The following is a 12,501-nucleotide window of genomic DNA, read 5'->3' on the forward strand; positions in this document are numbered from 1 at the left end:
CTTTAGTGGAACACGGCCACCTTATAAGCTTTAGTCATCGCTCTCATTAAGCTTTAAACCTAACTCTCTAAGCTTAGCTAAAACTTCATCCAATGACTTACGACCGAGGTTACGAACCTTCATCATATCCTCTGGAGTCTTGTTTATTAATTCTTCAACTGTATTGATACCGGCTCTCTTTAAGCAGTTGTATGAACGAACTGATAATTCAAGCTCATCAATATTCATCTCAAGAACCTTTTCCTTCTCATCTGACTCTGTTTCTACCATCACATCTATTGCTCCGGCCTTGTCTGAGAGATCAACAAACAGATTCAAATGTTCAACTAATACTCTTGCTGCAAGGCTTACTGCCTCATCCGGAGCAAGGGCACCGTTTGTGAATACATCAAGTGTCAACTTATCATAATCTGTAACCTGACCTACACGAGTATTCTGTACTGTAAGATTTACTCTTTCTACTGGTGTGTAGATTGAATCTATTGCAATTACATCGATTGGAGCTTCCGGTTCCTTATTCTTATCTGAACCAACATAACCACGACCATTTGCAATAGTGAGTTCCATCTCGAGCTTTGCATCAGGACCACTCAAGTTGGCAATTACAAGATCCGGATTAACAATCTCAAGATCTCCATCTACATGAATATCAGATGCTCTTACCACTCTCTCGCCTGACACATCAATGTATGCCTGCTTTGGCTCATTAGAAAGTGAGTTATTCTTGATAACCAATGACTTAATATTCATTATTATCTCTGTAACATCTTCCTTAACGCCTGGGATTGAGCTGAACTCATGTAATACACCTTTGATCTTTACCTGACGTACAGCAGTACCAGGTAATGAGGAAAGCATAATTCTTCTAAGTGAATTACCAAGTGTTGTACCATAGCCTCTCTCCAAAGGTTCTACTACAAACTTGCCATACTTGTTATCATCTGAAATCTCAACCACTCTGATATTTGGTTTCTCAAATTCAAACATTTAAGCCCCTCCTTTATGGGAAAATAACTGCTACATACCAAATAATTATAGAAATTACTTAGAATATAACTCGACAATAAGGGTCTCGTTTACAGGAACATCAATCTGCTCTCTTGTTGGTCTGTCAACAACTTCACCTGAAAGTGTCTCTCTGTTAACATTTAACCATCCTGGTACTAAATGTCCTTCAGTAGCTTCCATGATATCCTTATATCTCTGTAATGACTTACTCTTTTCTCTTATCTCGATCTTGTCGCCAGCCTTTACCTCATATGAAGGAATGTTTACGCTCTTACCGTTCACAAGTACATGCTTGTGATCAACGATCTGTCTTGCTTCTCTTCTTGTTCTGGCAAATCCCATTCTGAAGATGATGTTATCAAGTCTTAACTCAAGTAATGTCATTAAGTTTGGACCTGTTAATCCCTTCTGCTGCTCTGCCTTAGCGAAAAGGTTACGGAAAGGCTTCTCTAATACGCCATAGATGAACTTAGCCTTCTGCTTTTCACGAAGCTGAAGTCCATACTCGCTTACCTTCTTGTTTGCTCTTGCTGACTTTCTGTTTGATTTCTTATCTATTCCGAGATACATTGGCTCCATGCCTAAAGATCTGCATCTCTTAAGAACTGGGGTTCTATCTACTGCCATCTTATCTGTACCTCCTAATTATACTCTTCTTCTCTTCGGTGGACGGCAACCATTGTGTGGTACTGGTGTAACATCCTGAATACTAACTACATCGATTCCGCAAGCTGAAAGTGCACGAATTGCTGCCTCTCTACCTGATCCCGGACCCTTTACCATAACATCAACAGTCTTTAAACCGTATGGTGCGGCAGCCTTAGCAGCTGTCTCTGCAGCCATCTGAGCAGCATATGGAGTTGACTTCTTTGAACCCTTGAAGCCTAATCCGCCTGCACTTGCCCATGAAAGTGCATTACCCTCAGCGTCTGTTAATGTAACGATTGTATTATTGAAAGATGACTGGATATGAGCCTGTCCATGCTGAACGCTTTTTCTAACACGCTTCTTAGCCACTTTTTTAGTAACTTGCTTAGCCATTAACTTAAAACCTCCTATGGTTTTTCAAATATTATATAGAATAATTACTTCTTCTTGTTTGCAACTGTCTTCTTAGGACCCTTACGAGTTCTTGCATTGGTCTTTGTCTTCTGTCCACGAACTGGGAGACCCTGTCTGTGACGCTTTCCACGATAACATGCAATTTCCTGTAAACGCTTAATATTAAGTGCTACTTCTCTACGTAAATCACCCTCTACAACCTGTGTTGCATTGATAACTTCGCTGATTCTTCTTACTTCATCATCAGTTAAGTCTGCGCAACGTGTATCTGGGTTTACATTTGCTTCCTTAAGAATACGCTGTGATGATACTAAACCGATACCATATATATAAGTAAGTCCAATTTCAACACGCTTCTCTCTTGGTAAATCAACACCTGAAATACGAGCCATTCTAATTAACCTCCGTATAAAATCTTCTTGTGTGGTAAATCAAGCTCCAGCATATCCCAGAACATATGTAATGGGGTGAAATGCATACACTGTCTCATGACTTTCCAATAATAAAACTATATTAATATGCAGCATATAATGATTATGCCGCCAGCCGCTTCATTTTTTCAACACAATACGTGTTGACGCACAAAAACAAGGCATTCTCATAGATGGGCTATCATCCAAAATACCTCGTTCCTTTTTTGATTAACCCTGACGCTGTTTGTGCTTTGGATTCTCGCAGATAACTCTAACGATACCCTTTCTCTTGATAACTTTGCACTTATCGCATATAGGTTTTACTGATGCTCTAACCTTCATTAGAAACTCTCCTTTCAAAAAAAGTCCGCTACGAATAGACATTCTAACATCTTTCGATTTAAAATGCAAGCACACTTTTTTAAATTTTAAGCCACTTTTTTAGTTTTTTTGCGACTTATTTGTTTTTATTTATCTCTCCAAACGATCCTGCCCTTTGTAAGATCATATGGTGATAATTCAATAGTAACTTTATCCCCTGGAAGAATCTTGATATAATTCATTCTCAGCTTTCCGCTTATATGGGCAAGTACCTTATGTCCATTCTCAAGCTCTACCTGAAACATGGCATTCGGAAGCTTCTCAACAACTTTTCCTTCTACTTCAATTACATCTGCTTTTGACATTTCAAATCCTCCTGATTTTAAAATCATATTATATAGAAGTTATTTTTCATTCTATAACTCCAGGCCCTCTGCCCTGGACAATATTACCGGTTCACTTTCTGTTATGAGTATAGTGTTCTCATAATGTGCCGCCGCAAGTCCATCGGCTGTAACCACTGTCCATCCGTCATCCAGCCAGTTCACATGATAATCTCCAACAGTGACCATAGGTTCTATTGCTATAGTCATTCCTGCTTTTAGCTTCGGTCCTCTTCTTCTTGTGGCGAAGTTCGGAACATCAGGCTCCTCATGGAGATTTTTTCCTACGCCGTGACCAACCAGATCAACAACCACATCAAATCCGTGCTGCAGAACATATCTCTCGACTGCAACCCCTATATCCTTTATATGATTGCCTGCCCGGGCTACCTTAAGTGCTTCAAAGAAGCTCTGTTTTGTAACTTTTATAAGGTCTGTACACACAGGACTTATCTCTCCGACGCCATAGGTTCTGGCAGAATCGGAATGATATCCTTTATATATGACTCCCGCGTCAAGACTTACAATGTCTCCTTCCTTTATATGTCTGGTTCTGGAAGGTATCCCGTGTACTACCTCTTCATTTATGGATACACATATGGAAGCCGGATACCCGCAATAATTAAGGAATGATGGTGTACATCCGTAACTCCTTATCACTTCTTCACCCAGCTTATCTATATCATATGTGGTAATACCTGGCTTTATAGCTTTCTTCAGCTCCTCATGGGTTATGGCAAGTATTCTTCCTGCCTCCTTCATGAGTTCTATCTCTTCCGGGTTCTTTATAGAAATGGACATATATTATTCACCTAAGATAGCTGTGATAGCTGCAAATACTTCGTTCATATCTACTGTACCATCAACCTCTTTTAATATGCCTTTGCCTTCATAGTAATTAATAAGTGGCTGTGTCTGCTCATGATAAACCTTTAATCTGTTTAATACTGTCTCAGGCTTGTCATCATCTCTTAATATAAGATCTGCACCGCATGTATCACACTTGCCCTCTACCTTTGTTGGATTGTAAACAATGTGATATGTTGCTCCACAACCTACACATGCTCTTCTTCCTGACATTCTGTTTACTATATTCTCATCAGGAACTTCTACGTTTATTGCGTAGTCTACTGACTCACCGATTGCTGTAAGGGCATTATCAAGTGCCTCTGCCTGTGGTATTGTTCTTGGAAATCCGTCAAGCACATAACCATTCTTGCAATCATCTGCCTTAAATCTATCTATAACTAAATCTACAACTAACTCGTCCGGTACAAGTAATCCCTTATCCATGTACTCTTTTGCCTTAGCACCAAGCTCTGTACCGTTCTTAATATTTGCTCTGAATATATCACCTGTCGAAATGTGTGGAATGCCATACTTGGCAGCTATCATCTTAGCCTGTGTTCCTTTTCCTGCACCAGGTGCGCCTAACATAATTATCTTCATATATATAATCCTCTCCGGAGCTCTGATATCATGGTTCCTCCCCCATGAATCATGACTTCTCCCATTAACTTTATTGTTTGATTGTTTCATATTACAAGAATAGGAAGTACACAAAAATGTGCACTCCCATTCTTATTTATAATCAAAGTACGATTATTATTTATCTAACAGGAAGCCCTGATAATGTCTTGGAAGCATCTGTGATTCAAGACCCTTCATTGTCTCTATAACAACACCTACAACGATGATGATAGATGTACCACCGAATGAGAATGTCATTCCGAAGTATCCGTTGAAGAACATTGGGATTACAGCTACTATAAGAAGACCAACAGCTCCGATAAATATTATATAATTAAGGATCTTATTCAAATAATCCTGAGTTGGCTTTCCCGGTCTGATACCCGGAATAAAGCCGCCGCCCTTCTTCATGTTATTTGCAATTTCCATAGGATTGAATGTGATTGCCGTATAGAAATATGCGAAGAAGAACACAAGTAATACATATGCCAGAAGACCTAATGTCGGCCACCAGTTTGCCTTATTGAACCAGTTTGACTGGCTTAATGCATTAAGTATCTTAGCTCCAACACCTGATGACTTGATACCGAAAAGATTCACGATTATAGCAGGTATTGAAAGTATTGAGGATGCAAAGATTACAGGGATAACGCCTGCTGTATTTACCTTAAGCGGAATTGATGAAGACTGACCTCCAACGGTTCTTCTTCCTCTCACGCTCTTGGCATACTGAACAGGGATCTCTCTCTCAGCACCCTGGAGTGCACATACAAGTGCAACAACCAATGCAACGATAACAACAACAGTAACTACCGAAACTGTCATTCTGATGTAATCGCCTTCACCCAGATACTTCTTAGTATATGTTGTAAATACGTTCTTAAAGTCGTTTGGCATTGTTGAAACAATGTTTATCAAAAGTATGATGGAGATACCGTTTCCAACGCCTCGCTCGGTAATCCTCTCACCCAGCCACATTACAAATGCACTTCCGGCTGTGAGGATCACTATCATCTCTATTACAGTTATGAAGCTGTAGTTATTAAGATAACCCTTCTGTCCAAAACTTACTGCAAGTCCGGCACTCTCAAGGATTGCAAGACCCACTGTCATAAATCTTGTGATAGCCGTTATCTTCTTTCTACCGTCTTCTCCATCCTTCTGCATTTCTTCCAGTGCCGGTATGGCAATGGTAAGAAGCTGGATGATGATGGTTGCTGTAATATATGGAGTTACTGAAAGGGCAAATATTGACATCTGGTCGAATGATCCTCCGGTGAATGAACTGAAGATATTCAGTGAATCACCAAGGGAATTCTTAAGATACTGCTGAATTGCCTCTTTCTGGATGCCCGGCACTGTGATCAGACTACCAAGTCTGATCACTACCAGTGCAAAAAGTGTATATAATAATTTTGATCTAGTTTCCTTTACCTTAAAAGCATTTCTTAAGGTTTTGAACATTATTACATCACCTCAGCTTTTCCGCCTGCTGCTTCGATCTTTTCTACAGCGGACTTAGAGAAAGCATTTGCCTTAACATTGAGCTTCTTTGTTAACTCACCGTTACCAAGAATCTTAACGCCATCACGAGAGTTCTTAACGATACCAGCTTCGATAAGTGTGTCAACAGTTACTTCTGCGCCATCTTCAAATCTATCAAGAACTGAAACATTGATTGCTACGATGTCCTTGTGATTGATGCACTGGAAACCTCTCTTAGGAAGTCTTCTATATAATGGCATCTGGCCACCTTCAAAACCTGGTCTAGGTGATCCTGAACGTGCCTTCTGACCTTTATGACCCTTACCTGCAGTCTTACCGTTTCCTGAACCATGTCCACGGCCAACTCTGAAGTTATCGCTATGCTTTGAACCATCTGCTGGTCTTAATGTTGATAAATCCATTCCTGCACCTCCTTAATATTATACTTCTTCTACCTTTACTAAATAATTAACCTGCTGTACCATACCAAGAGTTGCAGCGTTGTTAGGAAGCTCAACTGACTTGTTGACCTTCTTTAAGCCTAATGCTTCAACTGTTCTTCTGTGCTTAGGCACCGCACCGATAGGTGATTTTACTAATGTTACTTTTAACTTATCTGCCATTTTTAAATACCTCCTTAGTTAAGTATCTCTGAAACAGATTTTCCACGAAGTCTTGCAATCTCTTCTGGAGCCTTGATCTCTGAAAGACCCTTGATTGTTGCAAGTACTACGTTCTGCTTATTGTTAGATCCTAAGGACTTTGTACGGATATTCTTGTATCCTGCAAGCTCAAGTACGCTACGTGCTGGACCACCGGCGATGATACCAGTACCTTCCGGAGCTTCCTTAAGTAATACAGAAGCACTACCGAACTTTCCGTTCCAATCATAAGGAACACTTTTATTTTCATTAAATGGAACTGTTACCAGGTTCTTAGCTGCGTCTTCTTTACCCTTACGGATAGCTTCAGGAATCTCAACAGCCTTTCCAACGCCTACGCCAACGTGGCCATTCTTGTCACCAACTACAACGAGACATGCGAATCTGGAATTACGTCCACCCTTAACAACCTTTGTTACACGCTTGATGTCTACTACTTTGTCTTCTAACTCAAGCTTACTAGCATCTATAATTTCACGCTTCATATATGTTGTTTTCCTCCTTATTAGAATTCCAGACCAGCTTCTCTAGCTGCATCTGCTAACGCCTGTATCTTACCATGGTAAACAAAACCGCCTCTGTCAAAGATAACAGCCTTGATACCCTTCTCTAATGCTCTCTCTGCAATAACCTTACCAACGTAAGCTGCTGCAGCAACATCATTTGTCTTCTCAAGCTCAGCCTTAACAGCCTTCTCTGCTGTTGAAGCTGCTACTAATGTGTTGCCTACTGTATCATCAATAATCTGAGCGTACATATGATTATTACTTCTGAACACTGCTAAACGTGGTCTCTCTGCTGTTCCGGATAAACGGTTACGAACACGCATGTGCTTCTTAACACGAATTTCGCTTCTTGATTCTTTTTTAATCATCTTATCTCACTCCTTTATTATTTCTTACCAGTCTTACCAACTTTACGTCTGATAGTTTCATCGATATACTTGATACCCTTGCCCTTATATGGTTCTGGGGCTCTCTTCTCTCTGATCTCTGCAGCGTACTGACCAACCTTTTCCTTGTCGATACCGCTTACGATGATCTTGTTTCCGTCAACCTTTGTCTCAAGGCCTGCTGGATCTACCATTTCAACTGGATGTGAATAACCAAGAGCAAGAACAAGCTTGTTGCCCTGCTTCTGAGCTCTGTAACCTACACCGTTTACTTCAAGAGTCTTCTCATAACCATGAGTAACACCAATGATCATGTTGTTGATAAGAGTTCTTGTTAAACCGTGTAATGATCTCATCTTCTTTAAGTCATTTGGTCTTGATACTGTAATAACATCAGCCTCTAACTTAATCTCCATCTCCTCTGGAAGTACTCTTACAAGCTCTCCCTTTGGTCCTTTAACAGTCACTTTATTATTTTCTGCAATATCTACAGTAACTCCTGCAGGTACCGCGATAGGCATTCTTCCGATACGTGACATTTTGCCTTCCTCCTTATATTTTAATACTGAATATACTTGCTATATCCGGTGTTAAAACTCACATTTACCCGGATTACCAGATAAATGCGAGAACCTCTCCACCTACGTTTTCTTTTCTGGCTTCCTTGTCAGTTAAAACGCCCTTATTTGTTGAAATAATAGCTGTTCCTAAACCGCCAAGTACCTTTGGAAGCTCATCCTTACTTGCGTAAACACGAAGACCAGGCTTTGATATTCTCTTAAGACCTGTGATGATCTTCTCATTCTTGTCTGCACCATACTTCAATGTGATTTTGATTGTCTCAAACTTACCATCTGTGATTATATCTACAGCCTTAACATATCCCTCTGATAAAAGGATGTCGGCAATAGCTTTCTTCATCTTTGAAGCAGGGATTTCTACTGTATCATGCTTTGCTGTATTAGCATTACGAATTCTTGTAAGCATATCTGCTATTGGATCGCTCATTGACATAATAAATTTCCTCCTTCTACTCTTACCAGCTTGACTTCTTAACGCCAGGGATCTGGCCCTTATATGCTAACTCACGGAAGCAGATTCTGCAAATTCCGTATTTCTTTAATACTGAATGTGGACGACCACATATATTGCAACGTGTATATTCTCTGGTTGAGAACTTCTGTGGACGCTGCTGCTTTACTTTCATTGATGTCTTAGCCATCTTGAATCTCCTCCTTAATTATTTGCTGAAAGGCATACCGAATAATGTTAAAAGCTCGCGAGCTTCTTCGTCAGTGTGTGCTGTTGTAACCATTATTACGTCCATACCTCTTACCTTATCTACCTTATCATACTCGATCTCAGGGAAGATGAGCTGTTCCTTAATACCAACAGCATAGTTACCTCTTCCATCAAATCCGTTAGGATTGATACCTCTGAAGTCACGTACACGAGGAAGTGCAAGATTTACAAAACGATCTAAGAACTCATACATCTTCTCGCCACGGAGAGTTACCTTACATCCGATAGGCATTCCCTCTCTTAACTTGAAGTTAGCAACTGACTTCTTTGCACGGGTAACTACTACCTTCTGTCCTGTGATTGTCTCAAGATCCTTAATAGCAGCATCTAAAACCTTAGCATTTTCTCTAGCTTCACCAACGCCCATGTTAATAACGATCTTATCGAGCTTTGGAATCTGCATTACATTTTTATATCCGAATTTCTCAGTCATGGCGCTCTTTATTTCAGCGTCATACTTCTCTTTAAGTCTACTCACCTAAGACGACCTCCTTCCAATTAATCTATCTTCTCTGTCTTACCGTCAACTTTAGCTACACGAACCTTGTCCTTGCCTGTTCCTTCGAAACCGATTCTTACAGGCTTACCCTTGTAAAGATACATTACGTTGGAGATTGAGAGCGGAGCTTCCATTTCAATAATTCCGCCAGCCTGATTAGCCATGCTTGGCTTGCTGTGCTTGTATACTTTATTAATACCTTCAACTACTACAGTACCCTTCTTTGCGTCAACTGAAAGGACCTTTCCTTCTTTGCCCTTATCCTTGCCGGCGATAACCTGTACCATATCATCTTTCTTAATCTTCATTGTTGCCACAGTCTCTACACCTCCTTATAATACTTCAGGTGCAAGTGAGATGATCTTCATGAACTTCTTATCTCTTAACTCTCTTGCAACTGGTCCAAAGATACGTGTTCCCTTTGGATTTAAGTCGTCCTTTATAATTACGGCAGCGTTCTCATCGAACTTGATGTATGAACCATCCTTACGACGAGCGCCCTTCTTTGTTCTTACTACAACGGCCTTAACAACATCGCCCTTCTTTACAACTCCGCCTGGTGTTGCGTCTTTAACTGAGGCAACGATGATATCGCCGATATTTGCATATCTTCTTACTGATCCGCCTAATACTCTGATGCAAAGTAATTCTTTAGCACCTGTATTGTCAGCAACCTTAAGTCTTGTTTCCTGCTGAACCATTTTTTTGCCTCCTTATTTTGCCTTCTCGATGATCTCAACAAGTCTCCATCTCTTGTCCTTTGATAATGGTCTTGTCTCCATAACTTTTACTCTATCACCAATCTTACATTCGTTGTTCTCATCATGAGCCTTTAACTTGTAAGTTCTCTTTACAATCTTACCATAAAGAGGATGCTTAACATTATCTACGATTGAAACAACAATTGTCTTGTTCATCTTGTCACTTGTAACTATACCTACACGTGTTTTTCTCAGATTTCTTTCCACAATAATTCCTCCTTCCAAGATAATTAAGCATTAGCCTTCTTGGCAATGACTGTCTGTATTCTAGCAATATTCTTTCTTACTTCTTTAATTCTGCTTGTATTATCTAACTGATTTGTAGCGTTCTGGAATCTAAGGTTGAATAATTCCTTCTTAGCAGCTACTAAATCGTTCTGAAGCTCGTCTACTGACTTGCCATTTAACTCTGTCATAAAATCCTTAGTTTTCACTGCCTGCTACCTCCTCTAATTCTTCCTTTGTTGCAATCTTACACTTAAGTGGGAGCTTGTGCATAGCAAGTCTTAATGCCTCTCTTGCAACATCTTCCGGTACATCAGCGATCTCAAATAATACTCTGCCCGGCTTAACTACTGCTACCCAATATTCAAGTGCACCCTTTCCTGAACCCATACGAGTTTCAGCTGGCTTTGCTGTAACTGGCTTATCAGGGAAAATCTTTATAAATACTTTACCACTACGCTTCATGTATCTTGTCATTGCGATACGGGCTGCTTCAATCTGGTTTGACTTGATCCAAGCTGGCTCTGTTGCTACAAGACCATACTGACCGTTTGTAATCTTATTACCTCTAAGTGCCTTACCAGCCATAGTACCTCTAAACTGCTTACGACGCTTAACTCTCTTAGGCATTAACATTATTTATCGCTCCCTTCCTTTTTAGTCTTTGTTGGAAGTACTTCGCCATGGTAAACCCATGTCTTAACACCAACTTTACCGAATGTTGTATCTGCTTCAGCAAATCCATAATCAATGTTTGCACGAAGTGTCTGAAGAGGAATTGTTCCCTGGCTGTAGAACTCTGTTCTAGCCATATCAGCTCCACCGAGACGTCCTGAACATGCACACTTGATACCCTGTGCTCCAGCCTTCATTGTTCTACCCATGCAAGACTTCATAGCCTTTCTGAATGAGATACGGTTCTCAAGCTGTGCTGCGATATTCTCAGCAACTAACTGTGCATCAGCATCAGGCTTCTTGATCTCCTTAACGTCAATGAATAACTTCTTATCTGTTAACTTCTGTGCCTCAGCCTTGATCTTTTCGATTCCTGCACCACCCTTACCGATGATAACACCAGGCTTAGCTGTATATAATGCAACCTTTACTCTGTCTGCAGCTCTCTCGATCTCGATCTTTGAGATGTTTGCATTGTAAAGTGACTTCTTTAAATAAGTTCTGATCTTATGATCTTCTGCTAAATTTGCAGCGAATTCATCATTCTTAGTGTCAGCATACCATCTTGAATCCCAATCTTTGATAACGCCGACTCTTAAACCATGAGGATTAACTTTCTGTCCCATTTTTTACCTCCTATCTTTCGTCAAGCACGATTGTGATGTGGCTTGTTCTCTTCTCGATTCTATATGCTCTACCCTGAGCTCTTGGGTGAACTCTCTTCATTGTAGGAGCCTTGTTTGCAAAGCACTCAGCAACGTAAAGGTTCTCTGCCTTTAAGCCGTTGTTGTTCTCGGCATTTGCTATTGCTGACTTTAATAACTTCTCTATAACTGATGAACCATATCTTGGGTTGTATGCTACGATTGCAAGTGCAGTCTGTACATCCTTACCTCTGATAGCGTCAAGTACGAAACATGCCTTTGTTACAGATACTCTGGCATATGATACCTTTGCTGATGGTCTAGTGTCTTTATTCTCATTTCTGAGTCTCTTATCATGGGATCTATGTCCTTTAGCCATTGATAAATCCTCCTTTCAAATATTCCTTTATTATCTCTTACCCTTCTTTTCGTCCTTACCATGTCCTCTGTATGTTCTGGTAACTACGAACTCACCAAGCTTATGTCCTACCATATCCTCAGTTACATATACAGGCACATGCTTTCTTCCGTCATGAACTGCGATTGTGTGACCAACGAATGATGGGAAAATTGTTGAACGTCTTGACCAAGTCTTGATAACGTCCTTGCTGTTGCTTGCGTTTAATGCATCAACCTTCTTAAGTAAAGATGCATCTGCAAATGGTCCTTTTTTTAATGAACGAGCCATCGTCATACCTC

At 40.3% G+C, this 12,501-nt stretch carries 25 protein-coding genes; all 25 read right to left on the reverse strand.

Annotation, left to right across the window (positions count from 1 at the left end):
* Nucleotides 1–30 precede the first annotated feature (30 nt).
* On the reverse strand, nucleotides 31–987 hold the full coding sequence (locus tag DXB54_RS10440; protein WP_021937663.1) for a DNA-directed RNA polymerase subunit alpha: 957 nt from the start codon (nucleotides 985–987) through the stop codon (nucleotides 31–33).
* Nucleotides 988–1,041: 54 nt separating this feature from the next.
* The gene (rpsD, locus tag DXB54_RS10445) at nucleotides 1,042–1,635 is read right to left on the reverse strand and encodes a 30S ribosomal protein S4 (RefSeq protein ID WP_118695153.1); all 594 of its coding nucleotides are present in this window, start codon (nucleotides 1,633–1,635) and stop codon (nucleotides 1,042–1,044) included.
* An 18-nt stretch (nucleotides 1,636–1,653) separates the two neighbouring features.
* A complete protein-coding gene (gene rpsK, locus DXB54_RS10450; RefSeq protein WP_021937665.1) occupies nucleotides 1,654–2,049 on the reverse strand; it encodes a 30S ribosomal protein S11 in 396 nt (131 codons plus the stop codon).
* 44 nt (nucleotides 2,050–2,093) lie between these two features.
* Nucleotides 2,094–2,462 carry a 30S ribosomal protein S13 gene (rpsM, locus tag DXB54_RS10455; RefSeq protein WP_021937666.1) on the reverse strand — a complete coding sequence of 123 codons (369 nt, stop codon included), beginning with the start codon at nucleotides 2,460–2,462 and terminating at the stop codon, nucleotides 2,094–2,096.
* Nucleotides 2,463–2,711: 249 nt separating this feature from the next.
* The gene (gene rpmJ / locus DXB54_RS10460) at nucleotides 2,712–2,825 is read right to left on the reverse strand and encodes a 50S ribosomal protein L36 (protein WP_015533797.1); all 114 of its coding nucleotides are present in this window, start codon (nucleotides 2,823–2,825) and stop codon (nucleotides 2,712–2,714) included.
* Nucleotides 2,826–2,950: 125 nt separating this feature from the next.
* On the reverse strand, nucleotides 2,951–3,169 hold the full coding sequence (gene infA / locus DXB54_RS10465; RefSeq protein WP_021937667.1) for a translation initiation factor IF-1: 219 nt from the start codon (nucleotides 3,167–3,169) through the stop codon (nucleotides 2,951–2,953).
* Between the two features lie 51 nt (nucleotides 3,170–3,220).
* Complete coding sequence (gene map, locus DXB54_RS10470; RefSeq protein ID WP_118695154.1) at nucleotides 3,221–3,988, reverse strand: type I methionyl aminopeptidase; 768 nt, start codon at nucleotides 3,986–3,988, stop codon at nucleotides 3,221–3,223.
* Between the two features lie 3 nt (nucleotides 3,989–3,991).
* Complete coding sequence (locus tag DXB54_RS10475) at nucleotides 3,992–4,636, reverse strand: adenylate kinase (protein ID WP_021937669.1); 645 nt, start codon at nucleotides 4,634–4,636, stop codon at nucleotides 3,992–3,994.
* Nucleotides 4,637–4,792: 156 nt separating this feature from the next.
* Entirely contained in the window at nucleotides 4,793–6,121 is a 1,329-nt protein-coding gene (gene secY / locus DXB54_RS10480) for a preprotein translocase subunit SecY (RefSeq protein WP_021937670.1), read from the reverse strand.
* 2 nt (nucleotides 6,122–6,123) lie between these two features.
* The gene (rplO, locus tag DXB54_RS10485; RefSeq protein ID WP_021937671.1) at nucleotides 6,124–6,564 is read right to left on the reverse strand and encodes a 50S ribosomal protein L15; all 441 of its coding nucleotides are present in this window, start codon (nucleotides 6,562–6,564) and stop codon (nucleotides 6,124–6,126) included.
* A gap of 18 nt (nucleotides 6,565–6,582) precedes the next feature.
* Nucleotides 6,583–6,765, reverse strand: coding sequence for a 50S ribosomal protein L30 (rpmD, locus tag DXB54_RS10490; RefSeq protein ID WP_021937672.1), 183 nt, complete (start codon nucleotides 6,763–6,765; stop codon nucleotides 6,583–6,585).
* A 14-nt stretch (nucleotides 6,766–6,779) separates the two neighbouring features.
* The gene (rpsE, locus tag DXB54_RS10495; protein ID WP_021937673.1) at nucleotides 6,780–7,289 is read right to left on the reverse strand and encodes a 30S ribosomal protein S5; all 510 of its coding nucleotides are present in this window, start codon (nucleotides 7,287–7,289) and stop codon (nucleotides 6,780–6,782) included.
* Between the two features lie 20 nt (nucleotides 7,290–7,309).
* Nucleotides 7,310–7,678 carry a 50S ribosomal protein L18 gene (gene rplR / locus DXB54_RS10500; RefSeq protein ID WP_021937674.1) on the reverse strand — a complete coding sequence of 123 codons (369 nt, stop codon included), beginning with the start codon at nucleotides 7,676–7,678 and terminating at the stop codon, nucleotides 7,310–7,312.
* A 17-nt stretch (nucleotides 7,679–7,695) separates the two neighbouring features.
* Entirely contained in the window at nucleotides 7,696–8,235 is a 540-nt protein-coding gene (gene rplF / locus DXB54_RS10505; protein WP_021937675.1) for a 50S ribosomal protein L6, read from the reverse strand.
* Nucleotides 8,236–8,308: 73 nt separating this feature from the next.
* On the reverse strand, nucleotides 8,309–8,710 hold the full coding sequence (gene rpsH / locus DXB54_RS10510; protein ID WP_021937676.1) for a 30S ribosomal protein S8: 402 nt from the start codon (nucleotides 8,708–8,710) through the stop codon (nucleotides 8,309–8,311).
* 22 nt (nucleotides 8,711–8,732) lie between these two features.
* A complete protein-coding gene (locus DXB54_RS10515; protein WP_021937677.1) occupies nucleotides 8,733–8,918 on the reverse strand; it encodes a type Z 30S ribosomal protein S14 in 186 nt (61 codons plus the stop codon).
* Between the two features lie 18 nt (nucleotides 8,919–8,936).
* Nucleotides 8,937–9,476 carry a 50S ribosomal protein L5 gene (gene rplE, locus DXB54_RS10520; RefSeq protein ID WP_021937678.1) on the reverse strand — a complete coding sequence of 180 codons (540 nt, stop codon included), beginning with the start codon at nucleotides 9,474–9,476 and terminating at the stop codon, nucleotides 8,937–8,939.
* Nucleotides 9,477–9,496: 20 nt separating this feature from the next.
* The gene (gene rplX / locus DXB54_RS10525; protein ID WP_021937679.1) at nucleotides 9,497–9,814 is read right to left on the reverse strand and encodes a 50S ribosomal protein L24; all 318 of its coding nucleotides are present in this window, start codon (nucleotides 9,812–9,814) and stop codon (nucleotides 9,497–9,499) included.
* 15 nt (nucleotides 9,815–9,829) lie between these two features.
* The gene (gene rplN / locus DXB54_RS10530) at nucleotides 9,830–10,198 is read right to left on the reverse strand and encodes a 50S ribosomal protein L14 (RefSeq protein WP_021937680.1); all 369 of its coding nucleotides are present in this window, start codon (nucleotides 10,196–10,198) and stop codon (nucleotides 9,830–9,832) included.
* Nucleotides 10,199–10,210: 12 nt separating this feature from the next.
* Nucleotides 10,211–10,465 (reverse strand): 30S ribosomal protein S17, encoded by a 255-nt coding sequence (gene rpsQ, locus DXB54_RS10535; RefSeq protein WP_021937681.1) that lies wholly within the window; start codon nucleotides 10,463–10,465, stop codon nucleotides 10,211–10,213.
* Between the two features lie 23 nt (nucleotides 10,466–10,488).
* Entirely contained in the window at nucleotides 10,489–10,692 is a 204-nt protein-coding gene (gene rpmC, locus DXB54_RS10540; protein WP_021937682.1) for a 50S ribosomal protein L29, read from the reverse strand.
* Nucleotides 10,682–11,119: a 50S ribosomal protein L16 gene (gene rplP, locus DXB54_RS10545; RefSeq protein ID WP_021937683.1), complete on the reverse strand. Its 438-nt coding sequence runs from the start codon at nucleotides 11,117–11,119 to the stop codon at nucleotides 10,682–10,684. The genes rpmC and rplP overlap by 11 nt, the downstream gene beginning before the upstream one ends.
* The gene (gene rpsC / locus DXB54_RS10550; RefSeq protein WP_118695155.1) at nucleotides 11,119–11,784 is read right to left on the reverse strand and encodes a 30S ribosomal protein S3; all 666 of its coding nucleotides are present in this window, start codon (nucleotides 11,782–11,784) and stop codon (nucleotides 11,119–11,121) included. Before rpsC ends, rplP begins: the two co-directional genes overlap by 1 nt.
* A gap of 10 nt (nucleotides 11,785–11,794) precedes the next feature.
* Nucleotides 11,795–12,181, reverse strand: coding sequence for a 50S ribosomal protein L22 (rplV, locus tag DXB54_RS10555; protein WP_021937686.1), 387 nt, complete (start codon nucleotides 12,179–12,181; stop codon nucleotides 11,795–11,797).
* A 30-nt stretch (nucleotides 12,182–12,211) separates the two neighbouring features.
* The gene (gene rpsS / locus DXB54_RS10560; protein WP_021937687.1) at nucleotides 12,212–12,490 is read right to left on the reverse strand and encodes a 30S ribosomal protein S19; all 279 of its coding nucleotides are present in this window, start codon (nucleotides 12,488–12,490) and stop codon (nucleotides 12,212–12,214) included.
* Between the last annotated feature and the right edge of the window lie 11 nt (nucleotides 12,491–12,501).

The organism is Coprococcus sp. OM04-5BH, from assembly GCF_003482105.1.
In the GTDB taxonomy this organism is placed as follows: domain Bacteria; phylum Bacillota; class Clostridia; order Lachnospirales; family Lachnospiraceae; genus Coprococcus.